Raw genomic sequence first — 22,195 nt, 5'->3', positions numbered from 1 at the left:
GAAAAGAGGAACAAAAGATGACTTATCAAGAAAAAGTAAAACAACATTTTCTAGCTTCAGGAATTATCTTTACTGAAGCAGAATTAGCATCAATCGATTTCGCTGACTTTGGCCTGAATCGTTTGGAATCAGAGGGCTTGAACTTAATTGTTTATGAGAATAATGATCGCTATTGTGCGAAAGAAATGGTTCTGCTGCCAGGACAAACATGTCCGGAGCATCGCCATCCTCCCCGCAATGGTGAAGCAGGCAAACGGGAGACCTTCCGCTGCCGCAAAGGAAAAGTGTATCTATATGTAGAAGGGGAAGCAACTGATACTATTCAAAGTAAAATCCCAACAGGTCAGAATGCTTATTATACTGTGATGCACGAAATAGAATTAAATCCTGGAGAGCAGTACACGATTGAACCCAATATTAAACACTGGTTTCAAGCTGGAAATGAAGGAGCAATCATTTCGGAATTTTCTTCACCTAGTGACGATGCCAGTGATATCTTTACCAATCCCAATATCCAACGGGTGAGCAAATAATTATTAACAGACTAGGAGCTCGGAGGTTCCTAGTCTCTTTTTTAAAGGAGCAGCTGATGAAAACTTACCAATTAGAAAATGAGCTTGTTCGTATCGAATTTTTGAGCTATGGTGGGACGTTAACCAAAATGATCAACAAAAAGACGGAACAAAACTATCTCCTAGCCTATAAAAATCAGGAGGATTACAAAAAGAATCCCTATTTCCTTGGTGCAACAATTGGTCGAAATGCTGGAAGGACTTATCCGCCCTTTTATCAAAATTATCTCGGGGATAAGGTATTATTGGATACTAACGAAGGACAAGTTCATTTGCACGGAGGAAGGCATGGGCTGCATAAGGTAGAATGGAAAGTAAAAAAATTGTCAAATCAAGCCTATCGCTTAACTTTCGATGATTCTCAAGCTTTTTATGAACCGATGAAGCTAGAACTAATTTATCAACTGGAGAACAATCGATTTATTATTAAAATGAATAGTCACGCTGATAAACCGACTGTATGCAATTTGACAAATCACAGCTATTTCAATTTGGGAGATGAACCCACGATTGAGTTTCACCGTTTACAAACAGCACCCGCAATCCTTCAACTAATCGATAAGCAATTTGTTCCTACTGAAGCGTATTCTGCGATGCAGACATCAGAATATGTTCCGTTTAACTTTACTGAAGAAAAGGCGATTCAAAAAGCCTTGAACCTAGGTACGCCATTAGCAAAAATTTGTGCAGAAGGGATTGATTTGGCTTACTGCTTTACTAACAATGATAGCCAAGAGCCCAAAATTCGCTTAACGGATCGCCAAAGAACAAACAAACTGACTATATACTCCAATCAGGAGGCCTGCGTCATCTATACCCTGAACAAGCTTTCTGATAAAGTCAAACTAGAAAATGATACACCTGTCGTAAAATACGGCGGCATTACCTTTGAGATGCAGCGTAAACCCAATTATGTTCATACGGCTGCTGACTATTTAGTAACAAAATATGATGCATATACTATTTATGAAATTGAGTAGGAGGGGACAACCATGACCTATTTTTTAGGGGTCGATTTAGGCACAGGTTCATTGAAGATTATCTTAGGAAATGAAAATGGAAGTTTGTTGGGCAGCACAAGCAGTTCATTTGTTATCTCTTCGCCTCAAGCAGGCTATAGCGAGCAGAATCCTGCTGACTGGCAACAAGCTTTTGATCAAGCACTGACTGATTTGATTGTTCAATTCCCTGAAATTGTTGAAGCTCCTTTAATTCTAGGATTCTCAGGGCAAATGCATTCGCTGGTTCTAATTAATCAGGCAGGCAACATTTTACGACCAGCTATTTTGTGGAATGATGGCCGCACCACAGCAGAAGTTCAACAACTACGTGACACTTTAGGTGATCACTTATTATCTGTTGAAAAAAATATTCCCTTAGAAGGCTTTACCTTACCCAAAATTTTATGGGTTCAAAAGCATCAGCCAGAAATCTGGAAACAAACTTGGAAATTCATGCTGCCAAAGGATTATCTAGTTTATTATTTAACCGGGCAGGCCTTCACAGATCCTTCCGATGCGGCAGGAACAATTATGTTTGATATCGAAAAGCAGTGTTGGGACGAAGCGCTGCTAAAGCAATTGAATATTTCTTTAGAGCAGTGTCCAAAAGTCCAGCCTTCTACTAAAATTATTGGTGAAATGAAAGCGAATCTAAAACAGCGCTTCGGTTTGAAAGGGTCTGTTGAACTAGTAATGGGCGGGGCAGATAATGCTTGTGGAGCTTTTGGCAATTTAAGCGATCCACAAACCCAAGGCCTTATTTCAGTAGGAACCTCTGGAGTGGTTTTGACCTATGAAACTGGAAAAACGCAACAGGGTCTGGGAAAATATCATTATTTTAATTCGGTGATAGCAGATCAAAATTATAAAATGGGAGTAACCCTCGCTGCAGGTTATTCCCTTGAATGGTTAAAAAAGCTGCTGGCACCTGAAGAATCTTTTCCTACCTTTACCCAGTCAGCAAAAGATAGTCCCATTGGCAGTCAAGGAGTGACTTTCCTACCCTATCTGTTTGGTGAACGTAGTCCATATTTTGATCCGACCTTAAGTGGAGCTTTGCTTGGTCTGAGAGCACATCATACTCGTAGTGACATTATTCGTAGTATTCTAGAGGGCATTGCTTTTTCGTTACGCAATGTTTATGAAAATATGGGAATTCAATCGGCAACCCCTATTCAAGTTTTTCGTATTACCGGAGGAGCGGTTAAGAACCCTTTCTGGTTACAGTTGTTTGCGGATGTTTTTCAAAGGAAAATGGAAGTTCTGAGCTTTGATGAAGGTCCAGCTTATGGTGCCATGCTGTGTGCAGCAGCTAGTAAAAATGATTCTCAGCTTTTAGCAATTTGGCAGGCAGCAAATCCTATAAAGATGATTTATCATCCAAACTCTGAACAGACAATTGAATATCAGAAAGCTTATGTACGATTCAAAAAGTTGAGTGATCAACTGGCTTCCTAGACTCTATCAAAAATAGTTGTGCCAACAAAGCATCCTTAGTAAAATGGACTTAATAAAAGAACCATATTTATTCTATATAATAGTAGAAACACGAAAAAACTAATAAGAGTTCAGCTGATTAATCTGGCTTCTCGGCCAAAAAGTAAAAAAGGACGAGAAAGTTATCAAAAGATGATATTGCATCTTATTAGATAAAGGAGACAGAAATGGAAGAAGCTATCTTTTTAGTTAAGCGGCAGCGATCTGATTTCAAGGATTTTTATTTTTCCTTTTGCGGTCATTCGAAAACATTTCCTGGTCACAGCTTTGGGCCAGCCGTTAGAGATGTCTTCCTAATCCATATTATTTTGGAAGGCAGCGGCTATTATTCTATTAAGAAAACTAAATATCACCTCTCCAAAGGGCAAGGTTTCGTAATTTACCCCGGAGAATCAACTTTTTATCAAGCAAGTGAGGACCAGCCTTGGGAGTATGTTTGGTTGGCAATAGGCGGGAATTTAGTAGAATCGTTTTTAACTAATTTAGGCATTACTCCGGCTCATTTATCTTTTGAAGTAACCAATGCAGCCGATTTTCATGCCTTAATATTGCAATGCTTGGCTTATGAGCAGGATACACAATTGAATGAATTGATTTTGCAGAAAATTGCCTACAGCTTTATGGAGCCATTGTCAAAGTCGATGGTTCATACACTAAAGGATAGTCACAGTACAAAAATGAATAGCTATGTGTTAGAGTCATTAGAAATTATTAGAGAACATTTTTGGCGTAATATCACAGTTAAAGAAATAGCTGAAAAGCTGATGATTGATGCCAGCTATTTATCACGTTTATTCAAAAAGGACATTGGAATTCCCATCAAATCCTATATTAATGAAATGCGAATTTCCACTAGCAGAGACATTATTGCCACCACTAATTTACCCATCTCTAAAATAGCTGAGATGGTAGGATTTCCCACCACACAAGCCTTTTCTAAAGCCTTCAGCAAGGGAATGGGATTATCTCCCTATGCTTATCGCAAAGAACGAATCGGCTCAAATCACGAAATTTCATAAAGTCAGAAATTGACAACTTTCCGTATCAAAGAGCGCTTACTTTTAGGGTAAGCGCTTTTTATAATGAAGCTAAGTTAAACGGAGGTGTCGTAAATATGACAAAACAAAGAAAAGCATCAATTGAATATCTAGCTAATTGTAAACAGTTCCATCTGTCTAATAAACACATCAGCTATATTTTCTGTGTTTCTGAGGATGGTAAATTATTACAACTCTACTATGGGAAAAAAGTCCCACAAGAAAAATCCTATACTCATTTGATTGAGCAACATTATCGGCAGCAGGCACCTTGTCGTAAAAAGGATGACTTATTGTATTCATTGGATAGTTTAAAACAAGAGCTGCCTGAATATGGAACGTCTGATTATCGTCATCCAGCGATTCGCCTGCGCCAGCCTAATGGATCTGCCATTAGTGAATTAGTTTATAGTTTCCATAAAATAAAAGCTGGAAAAGAATCTTTGCCAGGCTTGCCAGCCACTTATACCGAAGAGCCACTAGAGGCAGAAACCCTAAAAGTCTGTTTAAAGGATGAACTTACTGGTGTAGTTGTTGAAGTCATGTATGCTATTTTTTCTGATCTTCCAGTAATTACCAGAAATGTAAACGTTATAAATCAGGGGTCAGAGAACATATTCTTGACGCATTTGATGAGTTTGAATTTGGATTTGCCTGACAGTAATTATGAATGGCTGCAACTTTCAGGTGCATGGGGGAGAGAGCGTCACGTAAAAAAAAGAACTTTACAGCAGGGGATTCAATCGATCGAATCTACTCGTGGGATATCTAGTCCTCAGCAAAATCCTTTTGTTGCCTTAGCACGAGCTGAGACTACTGAATTTTCTGGAGAAGTAATTGGTGCTACGCTCGTTTATTCGGGAAATTTCTTGGTACAGGCAGAGGTTGACACTTTTGACGTTACTAGACTGCAATTAGGAATCAATCCCTTCAATTTTGAATGGAAGCTAGCTCCTAAAGAAACTTTTGTATCACCCGAAGCTGTATTGGTTTATTCTGATCAGGGATTAAACGGAATGAGTCAGACGTTTCATACGCTTTTTAGAAAACACTTAGTTCGAGGAGAATGGCGTGATCGGGAAAGACCTGTTTTAATTAACAACTGGGAAGCGACTTATTTTGACTTTAACGAGGATAAATTACTGGCAATTGCTGAAAAAGCTCAACAGGTTGGAGTCGAACTTTTTGTTTTGGATGATGGCTGGTTCGGTCAACGTACTCATGAAAAGGCTGGATTAGGTGATTGGTACGTTAATAAAGATCGGCTGCCAGATGGGATGGGCGCTTTAGCTAATAAAATTAGGGGCTTAGGTTTGAAATTTGGATTATGGTTTGAGCCGGAAATGATTAATCTTGATAGTGATCTTTACCGTAAACATCCAGATTGGATGCTCCACACTCCAAATCGTAAAGCTAGTCATGGTCGTCATCAATATGTGTTGAATTATGCCAATCCCGAGGTGGTTGACAATATCTTTCAACAGATGTGTCTGGTAATAGATGATTCAAAGTTACAGTACATCAAGTGGGATATGAATCGAGTGTTATCCGAGGTTTATGCTGTTAATCTTCCAGCTGACCAGCAAGGTGAAGTCTTCCACCGGTACGTGTTAGGTGTTTATGATCTATATGAACGTCTAACAACGAAATATCCAAATATTTTATTTGAATCTTGTTCATCTGGTGGAGGACGTTTTGATGCTGGCATGTTGTATTACGCACCTCAAGCCTGGACCAGCGACGACACAGATGCCGTGGAGCGGCTGAAAATCCAATATGGAACCAGCTTTTTGTATCCACTATCTTCCATGGGTTCACATGTATCAGTAATTCCTAATCATCAGACCAACCGGTTAGTCCCCTTAGATACTCGGGCTAATGTCGCTTATTTTGGGACCTTTGGGTATGAACTGGACCTAAGTAAACTAAGTGCAGACGAGATTACAGAAATCAAAGAACAGATAGCCTTTTTCAAAAAATATCAATCCGTATTCCATAATGGAACCTTTTATCGGATTCAGTCTCCTTTCGAGAAAAATAGGACTGAAACTAGCTGGATGGTGGTAAGTGAGGACCAGACCATTGCAATTGCTGGGTATTACAAAATGTTAAATGAAGTCAATCGTTCCTTCCATCGCATGAAACTACAGGGATTGAAGGCTGACTGGGATTATGTAATTGATGGTCACGTCCATAGTGGGGCGGAGTTAATGTATGCGGGATTAGTTTCATCCGACGCTTCTAGTGGATTTTTAATTGATCAATCACCACTGCCGCCCACCCATGACTATGATTCAAGACTTTGGGTCATCGAAAAAGCTTAAGAAGAGAAGGGGAAAAAACATGAAAGTATCAGCAAAAGAAAAGTATTCCTACGGTTTAGGTGCATTAGGAAAAGATATGATTGTCGCTCTAATTTTTGTTTTCGCTATGCTCTATTTTACTGATGTGCTAAAAATATCTGCCTCATTTGTTGGAAGTTTGTTCTTCCTAGCTAAGTTCTGGGACGCAATTAATGATCTAGCAATGGGCGTTATCGTTGATAATACCCGAAGTAAGTTTGGAAAATTTCGGCCTTGGCTAGTCATCGGTACCTTACTAAATGCTATTGTGTTCGTTTGTTTATTTACTAACTGGGGTCTATCAGGAACAGCCCTTTATGTCTTCGCAGCAGTCATGTATATCTTGTGGGGAATGACCTATACAGTAATGGATATCCCTTATTGGTCAATGCTTCCCAACCTGACCAGTGATAAACGGGAGCGTGAAAAATTGTCGGTTATTCCCCGGATTTTCGCTTCGATCGGCGGTTCTTTGATTGTAGCAGGCTTTGGCTTGCAAATTATTGATTTTCTAGGATCAGGTGACATGCAAACTGGCTTTACTCGATTCGCTTGGGTGATTGCTATAATTTTTATTGTGACAATCGGAATTACTGTAAAAAACGTTAAATCAGCTGATCAAGCAGTTAGTCAAACTGCAGAGAAAGTTTCTATTAAACAATTAATGAAGATAATTTTGAGAAACGATCAGTTAGTAGTTGCAATCGGAATTATTTTGACCTTCAATCTAGCAATTCAATTTGTGAATGGTATATCGACTTATTATTTTATTTATGTGACTGGCAGCAAGATAATGTTTTCCGTTTTTACCATGTTTGCAGGATTTGCGGAAATTGGTGGGCTGTTCCTATTTCCTAAGTTAGTTGGAAAAATTTCACGGGCAAGAGTTTATATGCTAGCGTGCTTGTCCCCGATTATTGGCTTTGTGTTATTGCTAATCATTGGCTATGCCTCCCCTGAAAATGTTTTCTTGACAGCTGTCGCCGGAATCCTAGTTAAATTAGGATCTGGTTTGCAGTTAGGGACGGCCACAGTCATCTTAGCTGATGTCGTAGACTATGGTGAATACAAATTTGGTTCCCGCAATGAATCCGTTACTTTTTCGATTCAAACCTTGATGATCAAATTTTCTTCAGCAATAGGTGCTCTATTAACTGGCTTTGCTTTGGATCTAACCGGTTATGTTCCAAACGCTGTGCAGAGTCCTGCTACCTTGATGGGAATTCGAATTGTTATGATTGTCTTGCCGATTGGCTTTACCTTAATCAGTTATCTGATCTATAAAAAATTCTTCAAACTAAGTGGTGAATTTTATGATGAGTTTATGGCGGTACTGATGAAACGAAAAGCTGAAACAGAAGAAAAACAAGAATTATTTCTAGAAGAGGATATAGAATTGCTGGAGAAACAGTCGGTCGATATTTAAGCATACCAACAACAAGTCTATCTCTACTGGTAGGCTTGTTGTTTCCGTTGGTAAAAGAAAATGCTAAGCTTAGTATGAGCTCATTAATTATTGAAAAGGATGGAGATTACATGTATTTATTAGGTATTGATATCGGCACATCTTCTTGCAAAACAGCCTTGTTCAATCCCACGGGTGGGGTAGTGGCACAAGCAAGTGAAAGCTATCCGGTTTTCTATCCTCAAGAGGGCTGGGCCGAGCAAAATCCCCTTGACTGGTGGCAAGCAGTTTGTAAAACCATAAAAAAAATAATTGAACAATCAGAAATTATACCTAGTGAAATTGTAGGAATTGGGGTAGCTGGTCAAAGTTGGTCGGCTGTGCCTCTAACAGCTGATGGGCAAGTTCTAGCCAACACTCCAATCTGGATGGATTCGCGAGCAGCAACTATCTGTCAAAAACTGAAGAAACAAATTGGAGAAAAACGCCTTTTCCAGCTTTGTGGGAATCCTCTTCAGCCAACTTACACTTTGCCAAAAATCTTGTGGTACAAGGAGCATCTGCCAGAGATATATCAGAGAATTGATAAAATTTTGCAATCTAACAGCTATATCGTTTATCAGCTAACTGGCTGTTTCTCTCAGGATGTTTCTCAAGGATATGGTTATCATTTTTTTGATATGCAAAAAGACTCCTATGATCAAACCATTTGTATGGAATTAGGAATTTCACCAGAAATTTTACCAGATATTTATGCCTGCCATGACATTGTGGGCAAAGTGACCAAAGAAGCGGCTCTTCAAACGGGCTTACCAGCTGGAATACCCGTTGTTGCTGGTGGTTTAGACTCGGCTTGTGGCGCCTTAGGAAGTGGGGTAATCCAAGCTGGTGAAACCCAAGAACAAGGCGGTCAAGCTGGCGGCATGGGGATTTGCTTGAACACTTATCAGGCGGATAAGCGTTTGATTCTCAGCAAGCATGTAGTTCCTAACAAATGGTTGCTGCAGGGTGGGACTGTCGGTGGCGGGGGTGTGCTTAATTGGTTGGAGAAGCAGATAGGAGATGCCGAACGACTAACCGCAGCAGATAAAAACACGAATAGTTTTATTGAACTGAGTCGTTTAGCTGAAAAAGTACATCCTGGTTCTAACGGATTAATTTTCTTACCCTATATGGCGGGAGAACGTTCCCCTATTTGGAATCCCAAAGCCAAGGGTGTCTATTACGGCCTTGATTTCAGTAAAACAAAAGGTCATTTGATCCGAGCAGGAATGGAAGGAGTGGCCTATTCTCTTAAACACAATCTAGAAACAGCAAAAGAGTCCGGTATAGAAGTTTCGTTACTACAAGCAATGGGCGGTGCTGCTAACAGTGAGGTATGGACTCAGATCAAAAGTGATATTACTGGAAAAGAAATTCGTGTTGTTAGTACAGATACCACAACTACTTTAGGAGCTGCTTTGTTAGCCGGAGTAGGAACCAGAGTGTACACTGATTTTGAAGATGCTATAGCCAAGACTGTTTCCTTTGGTCGGACGCATTATCCTAATCCTGAATTTGCAGAGATCTACCAAGAAGGATATCAAAAATATCTCGCTATTTATGAAGCCTTGAAGGGACTAATGAATTAACTTCTTAAAACTCGTAAGCAGATACTTAGACACTTTAAGTACTAAGGTAATTTCATAGTTTTCCTTAGGTTTCTAATCAAATAAATCAAGATAAAAACTTCCAAAGTGTTGTCTTCATTATTGGAAGTTTTTTATATAATCCATATTTTTATTATGTAAACAAAGTGTCTGTTATGTATAAAACAGGCTAGATGCATTTCGGGTTATGAAAACAGATTCGCTATTTTCGTAAATGAGCTTTTCATAATCAGAAAATTTGTGGTAAAATTACTGATATAGTAGACATACCTCTTCCTTATCTTTGTAACATTGGCAAATAGTCTCATGAGAATTTGCGCCTTTAGACCGAGGTAGGAAGCAAGAGGAACATGCTACACTTCTTATAGATAGAAAACTTGCACATGCAGGGAACAGTAAGGAGGAAAAAGAAGTGGAAAATGTTGAAGGACGTTTGGGATACCACCATACCGAAGACAAATTAGTTCAAGCTTCTAATCGAGTACGTTGCAAACAAGCAAAAATTTCCGTGGTCACTTCTATGGCCGCCATTTTAACAGGCTTTAATGTGGATGCCTTGGCAGATAGTGTGATCGGACCAGTTATGGTAGCAGGTGGCATTGCAGCAGGTTTTGTGAACATTTATTTATTGAAAAAATACAGCACCAAATAATTCAGCAATTATTTTTTGGCCTTAGTGAGCAAGCTGTTCACTAAGGCCATTTCTTTATTAGCTGGTTTTCTCCAACGCTTGACGCAAGTCTTCAATTAAGTCTTCTTCATCTTCAATACCAATCGACAGTCGCAATAAATTATCTGTTAAGCCGTAAGATTCTCGCAGCTCTAGTGGAATTTCTGCATGGGTTTGAGTCGTTGGATACGTTACTAAACTCTCCACACTGCCTAGACTTTCGGCAAAGGTAAATAACTGCAATTTGGATAAAAAGGTCGAAATTTGTTGAGCGGTCTTCAGCTTAAAGCTGATCATACTTCCTTTGCCAGGATAAAACACTTCCTGAATTGCTGAGTTTTCCTGTAAAAAGGTTGCGACGGCTTGCGCATTTTTTTCCTGTTGATTAACCCGCAGCTTTAACGTTTTTAGTCCACGAATCAACAACCAACAATCGAAGGGGGCCAAAACAGCACCATTAGTATTTAACGAATAAGCCAGCTTTTCACCTAGTTCAGTCGAATTAGTAATCACAGCTCCAGCCAATAAATCATTATGGCCGCCTAAAAACTTAGTGGCGGAATGAATGACAATATCTGCACCTAAATCTAAAGGTTTCTGAATGATAGGGGTCAAAAAGGTATTATCAACAATGACCAAACAGCCATGTTCTTTGGCAAGTCTAGCCACTAATGAAATATCCACCTCATTCATCAGTGGATTAGTCGGTGTTTCGATAAAAATACCTGCATAATTCGAGTTGATTTTATTCTGATAATCTTCAAACGTATCAAAGTATTCAAACTGATAGCTGCCTTTATTCTCTAGGGCATTGAAGTAGCGATAACTGCCGCCATAAAGATCTCGCGAAACTAAAAAACTGCTGCCGATAGGAAATAATTCAAACACCAACTGAATCGCACTCATACCAGAACTAGTCGCAAAACCATGGGTTCCATTTTCTAGCTCAGCAAGAGCCGTTTCGAGAACCTGTCGAGTAGGATTAGCGGTTCTGGTATAATCGAAACCGGTACTTTGTCCTAGCTCTGGGTGTGCATAGGTGGTGGATAGGTAGATGGGTGTGTTAACTGCTCCTGTTTGCTTGTCCGCATTATTACCAATTTGAGCCAATTGGGTTGCTGATTGCCAATTGTTTTTGTTAGACATATGTTTTTTCCTCCTCAATCGTCGCAAAGCCATACTTGCGAATATGTTTCTTTAATGTATTTAAATAATGTTGGCCTAACGAGGATAAATTACTGCGTTTACTTTTGATCCAACCAATTTCCATCCGGTCAGGAATATTTAGCGGAATCGCCACAATACTGTCATCATTCAACTCGCTGCTGATAATTCCAGTACTAAAGGTATAGCCATTCAAACCCACCATTAGATTAAAAATTGTCGCGCGATCACTAACCTTAATATGCTTTTTGTAGGAGCGTGTGCTCAGAATTTCCTCTGAAAAGTAGAAAGAATTGCTGTTGCCCTGTTCAAAGGACAAATAGGGTAAATCTGCTAATTCGTCCAACGAAACTGATTTTTTAGCTGCTAAGGGATTGTCTTTACTGATAAAAATATGCGGTTCAGAAATAAACAAGCGGGAGAAAACTAGATTTTTCTCTTCAAACAATTTTGTCAAAACCTTGCGATTAAAATCATTTAAAAATAAAATCCCAAGTTCACTGCGAAAGCTGGCAACATCCTCCAAAATATTTTGGGTTTCAGTTTCTCTCAAGGTAAACTGATAACTATCATCTTCATATGCTTGAATAAATTCTACAAAAGCATGTACCGAGAAAGCGTAATGCTGAGAAGAGATCGACAAGCGAGACTCACGTTTATTGGAATATTTGTACCGCTTCTGTAGCAAGTCCACTTGATCGGTCACTTGTTTGGCGTAGGTCAGAAACTCGCGGCCTTCCTCGGTTAAGGACACACCTAGTTTGCTGCGGTGCAAAAGACAAATACCCATTTCGCTTTCCAACTCCTTGATGGCGTTAGATAGTGTTGGCTGTGACAAGAATAAACACTTTGCCGCTTCATTGATTGATCCAATTTCGGCAATTTTTTCTAAATACTCCAATTGTTGAATCCGCATATACGCAGTCTCCTTTCATAAATAAACACAAAAAAACGCCCTTTTTCTCATTACAAGAAAAAGGGCGAAAGAATTCGCGTTACCACCTTCATTTGTCCAACCTTCACAGGAGGAACCTTAGCCAGTACGAGCTGTCCGCTGATACTGCGTTGCGATAACGGGCACCTCCGTCAGCTGCTTGTGGTATCACTCACTGCTGAATGCTCAAAGACCATCTTCCAAACATTTCCCATTGCTTCTTTTCACCAACCGAAGCTCTCTTTCAAATGGTTCTCTATTTGTACTCTTCTTTTCAAAGCATTGTTTATTGCTTTATACTATAGGCAAATTTTTCTCATGTGTCAATCATTTTACTAATTATTTTCTCATTTTAGTTATAGAATAATTTTGCAACAGGTTATAAGAATTTACAGTTAGCCAATGGATCGTCACCATGATAAAGTTCTTCTCATAACTACCGAGGAGGCGATTTAATGAAAACTACGGTCATAGGATTTCCCAGAATTGGGGCAGATCGAGAATTAAAGAAAATAACAGAAAGCTATTTACGTCAAGAAAGTACCGCTGAGGAACTAACCCAAGAGGGGAGACGCTTAAGAAAATTTCATTGGCAGCTGATGAGGGATGCTGGAATTGACTTAATCCCCAGCAATGATTTTTCTTTCTATGACACTACCTTGGATACAGCGGTTCTATTAAATATCATTCCGCAACGTTATGCTGAGTTAAATTTATCCGCTTTGGATACTTATTTTGCATTAGCAAGAGGATACCAAGGAAGTGCTGGAGATGTAACTGCCTTGCCTATGAAAAAATGGTTTAATACCAACTATCATTATTTAGTACCTGAATTTGAAGCAGCTACTCAGGTGAAGGTAGCCGGTACAAAGATATTTGATGAATATTTGGAAGCAAAAACGACTGGTATTGAGACAAAACCAGTCATTTTAGGACCATTCACTTTAATTAAGTTAGCTGCTTTTACAAACACAACTTATCAAGAGCACTTAACCGCTCTAATTACTGCCTATCAGGAAATTATTCACCGTTTGGATTTGCAGGGAGCACAGTGGCTGCAGCTGGATGAACCTTATTTAGTCAAGGATTTATCCGAGGAAGATCGTTCCTTGTTTTTGAACATTTATCAAAAATTAACCAACTCACCGAGAAATATCAAGCTTTTGCTGCAAACTTATTTTGGTGATGTTCGAGATGTTTACGAAGATCTCTTAGCGTTGAACCTTGATGGTATTGGTTTAGATTTTGTAGAGGGGAAACAGAGCCTGGAGCTGGTCACTGCTTCTGATTTTCCTGAAGATAAATTATTGTTTGCTGGAGTAATTAATGGGAAAAATATTTGGCGCAATAATTATCAAAAGTCGATAGTTTTACTGGACAAATTACCATCGAAGCACGTAGTTCTTTCTACCTCTTGTTCCTTGCTTCACGTTCCTTTTTCAGTTGAACAAGAAGAATTTCCAGTTGAAATTGCCAAACATTTCTCTTTTGCTAAGGAAAAATTAACAGAGCTGAAAGAGGTAGCTGAAAATGTAGAACAGGAAACAGCAGGCTGGGAACCAAACCAGCGACTATTTCGCGAAAAACGTATAGTTGAAAAAACAATTCTTGCTGAACAGTTAGCCGGATTAACTGAAAAAGATTTTCAGCGCCAGCCTGAATTTAAAAAGAGAAGCGGCCTTCAAAAGCGAACGTTAAATTTGCCAGTACTGCCAACAACCACTATTGGTTCGTTTCCCCAAACTCGAGAAGTTAAGTTGAACCGGGCGCGATTCAAAAAACAGGAAATAAATGATGTTGAGTATACCGCCTTCTTGAAGGAGAAAATTGCTGATTGTGTAGCTTTCCAAGAAGAGATTGAGTTGGATGTGCTGGTTCATGGTGAATATGAAAGAAATGATATGGTAGAGTACTTTGGTGAAAATTTGGAAGGATTTTTATTTTCTAAGAAAGCCTGGGTGCAATCTTACGGAACACGCTGCGTAAAGCCGCCAATTATTTGGAGTGATGTTTCGCGAAAACAATCAATTACTGTAAAATGGTCCGCCTATGCACAAAGCTTAACCAACAAACCAGTAAAAGGCATGTTGACAGGACCAGTAACTATTTTGAATTGGTCTTTCCCCAGAGAGGATATTTCAATAAAAGACTCAACATTGCAAATTGCTTTGGCTATTCAAGAAGAGGTCTTAGACTTGGAGGCTAACGGTATCCAAATTATTCAAATTGATGAAGCTGCGTTAAGAGAAAAGCTGCCGTTGCGAAAAAGCGATTGGTACAAAGAATATTTAGATTGGGCTATTCCAGCTTTCCGGTTAGTTCATAGCAAGGTGGCTCCGCAAACCCAAATTCATACGCATATGTGTTATAGCGAGTTTGCCGATATTTTGCCAGCAATTGACCAAATGGATGCTGATGTAATTTCTTTTGAAGCCTCTCGTTCTAACTTAACCTTGTTGGACGATCTAATTGCTCAAAATTTCCAAACAGCCGTGGGACCGGGAGTCTATGATATTCATTCACCAAGAATTCCTGCCGTCAAAGAATTAGAAGCGACTATAAAAATTTTATTGGAAAAAATTCCGGTTGAAAAATTATGGATTAATCCCGATTGCGGATTGAAAACTAGGGGAGAGACAGAGACATTTGAAAGTTTAACTAACTTAACTCGGGCTGCTAAGGAAATACGGGAGGTGCTCGTTCATGCAGTCAGCGAAAACTAGTTTATCCTTTGAAGTATTCCCACCAACTTCAAAAGCTACTAATGATAGCTTGTTTACTTCACTAAAGCAAATGGAAGGATTATCACCAGATTTCATTAGTGTTACCTGCAGCAATCGGCAAACGTCATTGGAAGACAGCACAGTAAAAATTGCTGAGCATATTCAACAGCAGCATCAAGTAGACAGCATTGTTCATTTAACAGCTGCTTATTTGAATGAAGAGGAGGTGGATACAATTCTGACTTCTCTTCAGCAAAAAGGACTTCAACATATCCTAGCTTTACGTGGCGATCTTTATCCCGATGTGCAGCGAAATAACGATTTCCTTTATGCTAGTGATCTCATAGCTTATATTAAACACTGGGACCCAAGCTTTTCCATTTCTGCGGCTTGCTACCCGCAAGGCCACCCAGAATCCTCTGATACAGTGGAGGACATCCATTATTTAAAACAAAAAGTTGAAGCCGGGGCAGATCAGCTGATTACGCAAATGTTTTTTGACAACCAGCACTTTTACCAATTTCAAGAAAATTGCTGGTTAGCAGGTATTAACGTTCCGATCCTAGCTGGTATTATGCCGATTATTAATAAACGCCAAGCAGAACGAATTTTGCGAACAGCCAATGTCCAATTACCTAAAAAATTTATGGCAATCCTAGATAAATACGCTGACAATCCAGTGGCTTTGCGAGATGCTGGAATGGCTTATGCAGTTGATCAGATTGTTGATTTGGTAACACAAGGTGCATCAGGCATTCATTTGTATACCATGAATAATGCAAGTATAGCTCGGACCATTTACAAGGCTACACATTCATTATTCGACTTAGAAACTATTACTGCCGTAGGATCAGCATAAATATATGTGCTGATTCTTTTTATATTGCATATAAGAATATACGTTCCCATTTGAGATTAAAGTGGACGGATTTCTTTAAAGGTCGGATTTCTACGAGCCACATAGTCGATTAAGGACTCTCCGATAATTGTTGTTGTTCAAACTAACGGTAATTTTACGTGATCACCAAAAGTAAGAAGGCCTGATAGATCAGCGTTTTATCTCATGATCAACTTTCATCTTTCTAAAAAATGTACGTTTTTCGGAAAGATGGATATAATAGATTCTGTAGTATCAGCAATTCTCAGCCATATAGGTCTAATTTGGTCAAAATCGCTGCTTTTTCAAAGGTTTAGTCAACGCTGTACGTTTAGCTGCATTTTATCTCGATTTGTTCCTAATTTTTACTCTTTAGTTGGATCTTTTGTGCTAGATTAGTTGCTGGTTATGAGGTTTGATTTGTACGGTGAACGAGTTCATGCAGATCACTAAAGAAGAAATTTTTTCAAAAAAATGATGATGCAGATGTTTTTAAGCAATTTTTTGAGTCAGCCTGAGTTTAGTTTTTCAAGGTTAGCTATCCATAAATATATTATGTAAACAAAATACCCATCATTCTGAAAAGATATGTTTTTTCAGAATGATAAAATAACAAAGAGCATCCCAAACTCCTCTCCTTTTCTTTGCTGTTTAAAGGTTTTTGAAAAATAAAATAAAAACTAGTTGACAAATTGGTATATACCTAATATTATTATAGTAGGAGCTCCCCCTCTTATTATCGAAAAAATGGTCTACACAGGAAGGTGATTTTTATGTCCAAAGAAAAAGCAAATGAAAAAATTGATCAACTTCTTGAACACATGCCCTCATTCATTCAGGAATTTGTCGAAATAAAAAGTGCAGATGAATACTCACCCAATACAATTCTTGAATATTTAAAAAATTATCAGCAGTTCTTCCAGTGGTTGATTCAACAAAAACAAGTTCCAGAAACAGAAATGAGCGCCATCTCTCCTGCTTCCTTAGACAAACTGCAGCTGAGAACCGCTACGCAATACAAGTCTTACCTTTTAAGACGCAAAAAGCAAAATACTCGGCAACTAAATCAAGATGGCACAAAAAAGCAGTCTAGTGATACCTTGTCCAAAGTCACCATTCAGCGAAACATCACTGCTTTAAAAGTTTTATTCAAATATCTTGCTGAAAGCTCTAATAATAGTCAAAACAAGCCCTATCTTACCCATGATATCATGCGGGAAATTTCTAATGTATCTGATCGGCGGACCTTACAGTCACGAGCAGATATGATTGAAGATAAACTGTTTTTAGGTGACGAAACTGAAAATTATTTAGATTATATTCGCGATGTCTATCCGGAAAACCTCTCTCCACAGGCAATGAAATTTTATCGCCGTGATTGTGAACGTGACCTTGCTATTAATGCCCTAATGCTTGCTTCCGGTCTTCGTTTGTCGGAGGTTGTCAGTATTGATCTCGAGGATATTAACTTTGAACAAAATCGTGTAACCGTCGTTCGCAAAGGGAATAAAACTGATTCGGTACGAATTGCAGCCTTTGCTATGGAATACTTGGCTAATTACCTGGCAATTCGAGAGGAACGATATCATCCAGATAAATATGAGCAAGCCTTCTTCCTTTCTATTAGTAAAGGAAAGGCTAACCGAATCACCGGATCGGCGATTGAAAAAATGGTGGAAAAATACTCTGCACAGTTTAAAGTACGAGTGACTCCCCACAAGCTGCGCCATACCTTAGCAACCAGACTTTATCAGCAAACCAATAACCTGGTTTTAACAGCTCAACAGCTGGGACATAGCTCGACAACTACAACAACTTTGTATACTCATATTGAAAATGATAAGACCACTGATGCCTTGAATCAGTTGTAGCAAAAAAACTCTCAAAGCTTTGTTTTTCTAAGCTTTGAGAGTTTTCTTAAAAGACTTTACTAGCTATTCTGCAGTTTGTTTTTCATCCATGGCTTGTTCCTTCAGCTGGCCATCTTTCATTTCCAATACTCGGTCACAATATTTTACTAAGCGTGTGTCGTGGGTTACCATGATGGTCGCTTTGTTTTTTTCTTTCGTTTCTTTGGCAAGAATCTTAACCACCTCATAAGCCTTTTCAGAATCCAAGCTAGCAGTTGGCTCATCAGCAAGAATAATCGTGGGATCATGATACAACGCACGAGCAATCGCCACTCGCTGTCGTTCACCACCAGAAAGCTCTTCCGGATATTTATTCTCCAGGCTGTCAATCCCTAGCTGCTGAAAGAGTTTTTCCGCCACGTCTGCATTATCCTTTTTGCTGACCTTATCCACTAATTTCAGCTGCTTCTTAACAGTTAAAAAAGGAACTAGGTTAGAAGCCTGCAAAATAAAGCCGATTTCTTTAAAGCGTAATTTTGCCCGCTCCTTTTCTTTCTTTTGGCTAAAATCTTCGTTATTGATCAACACTTCGCCTTCAGAGGGGGATTGCAAACCACCGGCAATCGTCAGAAACGTACTTTTTCCAGAACCAGATGGACCAATGATGGCAATAAACTCGCCTTTTTCAACAGAAAAGTTGGTTTCTTTTAACGCTTCAATCGTGGCATCGCCATCTTTAAAATTTTTCTTTACCTGCTTAAATTCAATTGCACTCATGATTCGTCCTCCTATCCGATCGCCTTCAGCGGGTCAATCTTGACTATCGTTCTAACTGAAAAGAATGCGCCAATCAATGCGACTAAAATCATCAGCACACTGATTCCACCAAAGAAGAGCATATTTACTTGAAATGGTACGGCATCTGGTAAAACTAAAGCAGTTCCCAAAGTAGCTGCCAATCCAACGACTACACCAACCGTCGCTAATAAAAAGGTCTGAGCGATTACCGAATTTGAAATGTAACGGCTGGAAATTCCTTGTGCTTTCATTACGCCAAAGATTTCTGCTTTTTGCATTGTCAGAACGTAAATGAAGATGCCTATGACAATTGCGGCAATTACGATCAAGAAGCCAATCATGAAGCCGAAAGTCAGCACCTGTGCACTATACCCGGGCAACTCATTGATAAAACTTTTAATACTGGTCTTATCCAAATCATCTGGAATAGACTGAACCTTTCCGCGGGTAATAATTGCATTGATTCGGGTATTTTCATCGGTTCCCTGTGTTTCAAATCGGATCTCTTGGTAGGCACCAATTGTCGTATACAGTACAGGCGCAACATTAAATTTTGCGTTGTCGGTGAAACCAACGATGGTTAACTCTTTGTCATTTCCGGCAAGTTTCACCTTTTCGCCTAGTTTAAGATTATACTGTTCCTTCAACGAGTTATCTGCCACAGCTTCATCATCTGATGCGAACATTTCACCGCTGGTAAGCTTAGGGGCTAAAAATTGATCCCTATCAATTCCAAAGAAGCTGACATCAATTTTTTCTCCACTGTCGCCTTTTATGACCCCTGCAGTCTGGGCAAGATAGGCTTTTTCATCGGCCTTTACTTCATCAAAGGTCTTTAAAGGAATCATCGACATATTCAAATTATTATTTGCTTCCTCTGTTAACAAGATATTGTCCGCATTCCATTTATCTACCGCTGTACGATTGTCTTGTGCCAATCCATAAGCTAGGCCTGTTAGGAAGAACACCAAATAAGCAATCAGAAACATCACACCGATGACCAACGTATAACGAAGCTTTGAATGCCTGATTTCATTAATCGCTAAAAACATAAAAAGACCTCCACTTATCACTTGATAAAATTACCGTAACACGATTTGTTTTTAATGAACAACAAAATGCTTGGAAAGCCTCTCACAACAAAAAACATCCTGAACGTTGAAATTCAGGATGATAACTAGAATTCATTTCTGAAAATGGTTTGTACTTTTTAGACGATTTGGATTATTTAGTAAATCCCATATTTTTTATACCATGCGTAGATCCTATCTAAGATTACTAGATGACCAAAGGACTTTAAAGTACCTACAAGAAACAGCAATACCGTAAGTTTAAGAGTCGTTTCCAAAAATATAAATCGCTTGTGTAACATCAAGTAAACACCCGTACTGATTATTCCCATTGCAAATCGGCGAATCCCTTTATTTTGGAGAGTATTTCTGATTTCCATGTACCGATTCATAAATCTCTTTTTCTCACTAACTGATAAAGGTGCTATTTTCTTTCTCATAGTTCTCCTTCCATGACTTCGTGCGCAGAAATTATATTGAATACGCAGTCATCGGTTTATTTACAAAATAAAATACGTAAAATTAGGCGAAATCATTTTTAATCGGTTCAACTTTTTATGAGAAAGTCTTCAAAGCTGTGTTGCAACCAAAAAACCATCATTTCAATAAGATATCAGTCAGAATACCTTAGAAATGATGGTTTCATTTTTATTAGTTTGGACTTTTAGCACAGCCAACAATTATCTACTAGCTAGTTTTCTTCGGGCCCGTTTTTGCAGTGATAAAATCCACCCCAATTTTTTCCGCTTGTTTCCATTCTTTCTTAGGAATTGTCCAGGCATTTATTTTCAGACCAATTGATTGAGCTTTGGTTACCAGATCAACTTGAGAAACAATATTGTCGTAGCGAACATCTAATCCGGCATTGTTACCTAGATGATAGACATCAGCAATCACTTGTTCAGTCAGCTCATTACTCAATAACTGCACATGGATATTCGGTAAGCGCTGCTTTATCTCCTGCAAATGAAGAAAATCAAAAGAGATCACCATACCGGTTTCTCCAAAACCATAATGATCCAACCAATAAGCAAGATTGTCATAATCATCTGCCGTTAAATCAGTTGGCTTCAAATCAAGCAGAGGAACCTTGTGATATTGCTGCATAGTAGCTAGATAGTCCTCTAAAGTCGGTATCATCAATTGGCTTTGATCAAAGGTCTCGACATTTTTGCCATGATCGATACGCAGCTGCTTCATCTCCTCCAAGGTAAATTCACTGACTAGCCCGCTGCCATTGGTCATCCGATCGACACTGTCATCATGCATAATGACCCATTGCCGATCCTTGGTTAATCGAAGATCCGTTTCAACACCCCATGTATTAGCCTGCTGGAAAGCCGGTAAAGAATTCTCAGGGGCTACACGACTATTTCCGCGATGACTGATAAAACGAACCTCCTCATCCGTTTCAACAACCGCTAAATTATCTGCTGGAATATACCCACTATCGGTTTTGAAAATTTTTAATTCTTCATTATAGACAATCCCCTCAACCCTGAGCATCGTATTATGGGCCATCTCACTAGCTCCTTCGTTTAGGGCACGATTTTGATAACTTGTTGTATCCTGCAGCACCCGAATCCGTTTTGGCAGAGTCAAATCGATCGTTGCCTCGTTTATTTCACTTTGAGCAGACAAGCCATTTTGACTGGTGAGAAAGGCCTCTGTATAGTAAATCCCATTTTGGAAATCGAAATCTTCATAATCCATTCGGATACTATAAGTTGTAGGTGATTGACGTTGGCCTTGATAGACTTTCAGATCACTTTTATCCTCTTTTGACCATACCGGAACCTCCAATGTTTCCACCTCAGCTGGACTATCTACCTGGACGAGCACGTCAAATTGTCCTTTGTCTGTCCTAGCTGGATCAAGCTTGGCTGAAATCGTTGGCTGTGTCACCTCAAATTCCCCAAAGTCGATCTTATCATTGCGACCATCTTTCTTCGTCACTAATATAAGAACCTGATACCGGCCAACTAATTTGTGATTGGTAATCGGTACATCTGCCTCCCACTTTTTAGTAGCAGAATCAAAAACAGCCGGATATTTTTGAAGATCTGTTTTGTTCTCCGAATCACCCCAAACAACAAATTCGACCTTCTCAGTATCATTGGTATAAGTAAAATCAGCCTGTAGCCGATAAACTGTTTGCTTTTTGTTTAGATTAATCAAACGAAAAACAGGACGGACATTGACAATGCTGTTGGCTTCCAAGTCTTTTTGGTAAAAGTGATTGTCTAAGGTCGTTGTGAACTGACTGTTTACCCAGCTATCATCCGAATCGATTCGCGTTGTTTCTTTATTAGAAACCGCCACTGGAAAATTAGTCTGCGCGAATGGCGACTCGTGGAGACTAGCAGAAAACTCTTCAGCCCCAAATACCACCTTACCGCCACCATTTAAAAGCAGCAGAAAGAAAAGAAAGACACCGTTTATTCTGATTAATTTTAGTAAAGTTAATTTCCTCATGTGAGCAGTATAAGGATAATTTCCCAATTTGTCCATTTTTCTGAAAAAAGACCCTTTTCTGTGCTAAAACTCTGTATGCGGATGATACCTGCATCATTTAACTTGTTAAACAGAAATTCTGACTGTAATAA

At 39.1% G+C, this 22,195-nt stretch carries 16 protein-coding genes and 1 other annotated feature; of the genes, 11 read left to right on the top strand and 5 right to left on the bottom strand.

Annotated features, from left to right (window positions below):
• The first annotated feature begins 17 nt into the window (after positions 1–17).
• The 8 genes from I588_RS01365 to I588_RS01330 all read left to right on the top strand — a co-directional run bounded on the left by I588_RS01365 (position 18) and on the right by I588_RS01330 (position 10,155).
• Entirely contained in the window at positions 18–533 is a 516-nt protein-coding gene (locus tag I588_RS01365; RefSeq protein WP_010757136.1) for a D-lyxose/D-mannose family sugar isomerase, read from the top strand.
• Positions 534–589: 56 nt separating this feature from the next.
• On the top strand, positions 590–1,552 hold the full coding sequence (locus tag I588_RS01360) for an aldose epimerase family protein (RefSeq protein WP_010757135.1): 963 nt from the start codon (positions 590–592) through the stop codon (positions 1,550–1,552).
• A gap of 12 nt (positions 1,553–1,564) precedes the next feature.
• Positions 1,565–3,031: a xylulokinase gene (gene xylB / locus I588_RS01355; RefSeq protein WP_010757134.1), complete on the top strand. Its 1,467-nt coding sequence runs from the start codon at positions 1,565–1,567 to the stop codon at positions 3,029–3,031.
• Between the two features lie 206 nt (positions 3,032–3,237).
• On the top strand, positions 3,238–4,089 hold the full coding sequence (locus I588_RS01350) for an AraC family transcriptional regulator (RefSeq protein WP_010757133.1): 852 nt from the start codon (positions 3,238–3,240) through the stop codon (positions 4,087–4,089).
• A 95-nt stretch (positions 4,090–4,184) separates the two neighbouring features.
• Positions 4,185–6,431 (top strand): alpha-galactosidase, encoded by a 2,247-nt coding sequence (locus tag I588_RS01345; RefSeq protein WP_010757132.1) that lies wholly within the window; start codon positions 4,185–4,187, stop codon positions 6,429–6,431.
• 19 nt (positions 6,432–6,450) lie between these two features.
• The gene (melB, locus tag I588_RS01340) at positions 6,451–7,875 is read left to right on the top strand and encodes a melibiose:sodium transporter MelB (protein ID WP_010757131.1); all 1,425 of its coding nucleotides are present in this window, start codon (positions 6,451–6,453) and stop codon (positions 7,873–7,875) included.
• Positions 7,876–7,985: 110 nt separating this feature from the next.
• A complete protein-coding gene (xylB, locus tag I588_RS01335) occupies positions 7,986–9,485 on the top strand; it encodes a xylulokinase (protein WP_010757130.1) in 1,500 nt (499 codons plus the stop codon).
• A gap of 430 nt (positions 9,486–9,915) precedes the next feature.
• Positions 9,916–10,155, top strand: a complete 240-nt coding sequence (locus I588_RS01330) for a hypothetical protein (RefSeq protein ID WP_010757129.1) — start codon at positions 9,916–9,918, stop codon at positions 10,153–10,155.
• Positions 10,156–10,212: 57 nt separating this feature from the next.
• Here the strand turns inward: I588_RS01330 and I588_RS01325 are convergent, their stop codons facing one another.
• Entirely contained in the window at positions 10,213–11,319 is a 1,107-nt protein-coding gene (locus tag I588_RS01325) for a PLP-dependent transferase (RefSeq protein WP_010757128.1), read from the bottom strand.
• Positions 11,312–12,253: a LysR family transcriptional regulator gene (locus tag I588_RS01320; protein ID WP_010757127.1), complete on the bottom strand. Its 942-nt coding sequence runs from the start codon at positions 12,251–12,253 to the stop codon at positions 11,312–11,314. Before I588_RS01320 ends, I588_RS01325 begins: the two co-directional genes overlap by 8 nt.
• 57 nt (positions 12,254–12,310) lie before the next feature.
• Positions 12,311–12,558, bottom strand: a binding site (T-box leader).
• A 168-nt stretch (positions 12,559–12,726) separates the two neighbouring features.
• On the opposite strand from I588_RS01320, the gene metE reads away from it, so the two are divergent.
• The 3 genes from metE (at position 12,727) to xerS (ending at position 17,742) form a co-directional block, all read left to right on the top strand.
• Entirely contained in the window at positions 12,727–14,994 is a 2,268-nt protein-coding gene (gene metE / locus I588_RS01315; RefSeq protein ID WP_010757126.1) for a 5-methyltetrahydropteroyltriglutamate--homocysteine S-methyltransferase, read from the top strand.
• Positions 14,975–15,853 (top strand): methylenetetrahydrofolate reductase [NAD(P)H], encoded by an 879-nt coding sequence (gene metF, locus I588_RS01310; protein WP_010757125.1) that lies wholly within the window; start codon positions 14,975–14,977, stop codon positions 15,851–15,853. Before metE ends, metF begins: the two co-directional genes overlap by 20 nt.
• A 791-nt stretch (positions 15,854–16,644) precedes the next feature.
• Positions 16,645–17,742, top strand: a complete 1,098-nt coding sequence (gene xerS / locus I588_RS01305) for a tyrosine recombinase XerS (RefSeq protein ID WP_010757124.1) — start codon at positions 16,645–16,647, stop codon at positions 17,740–17,742.
• A gap of 63 nt (positions 17,743–17,805) precedes the next feature.
• Here the strand turns inward: xerS and I588_RS01300 are convergent, their stop codons facing one another.
• The 3 genes from I588_RS01300 to I588_RS01285 all read right to left on the bottom strand — a co-directional run bounded on the left by I588_RS01300 (position 17,806) and on the right by I588_RS01285 (position 22,100).
• The gene (locus tag I588_RS01300) at positions 17,806–18,498 is read right to left on the bottom strand and encodes an ABC transporter ATP-binding protein (protein WP_010757123.1); all 693 of its coding nucleotides are present in this window, start codon (positions 18,496–18,498) and stop codon (positions 17,806–17,808) included.
• An 11-nt stretch (positions 18,499–18,509) separates the two neighbouring features.
• Complete coding sequence (locus I588_RS01295; RefSeq protein ID WP_010757122.1) at positions 18,510–19,571, bottom strand: ABC transporter permease; 1,062 nt, start codon at positions 19,569–19,571, stop codon at positions 18,510–18,512.
• Positions 19,572–20,276: 705 nt separating this feature from the next.
• On the bottom strand, positions 20,277–22,100 hold the full coding sequence (locus I588_RS01285; protein ID WP_010757120.1) for a glycerophosphodiester phosphodiesterase family protein: 1,824 nt from the start codon (positions 22,098–22,100) through the stop codon (positions 20,277–20,279).
• Positions 22,101–22,195 lie beyond the last annotated feature (95 nt).

It is taken from the genome of Enterococcus pallens ATCC BAA-351, from assembly GCF_000407485.1.
Lineage (GTDB): Bacteria > Bacillota > Bacilli > Lactobacillales > Enterococcaceae > Enterococcus_A > Enterococcus_A pallens.
Note: the sequence above shows the minus strand (reverse complement) of the source record. Positions and strands in the feature narration are given on the sequence as shown.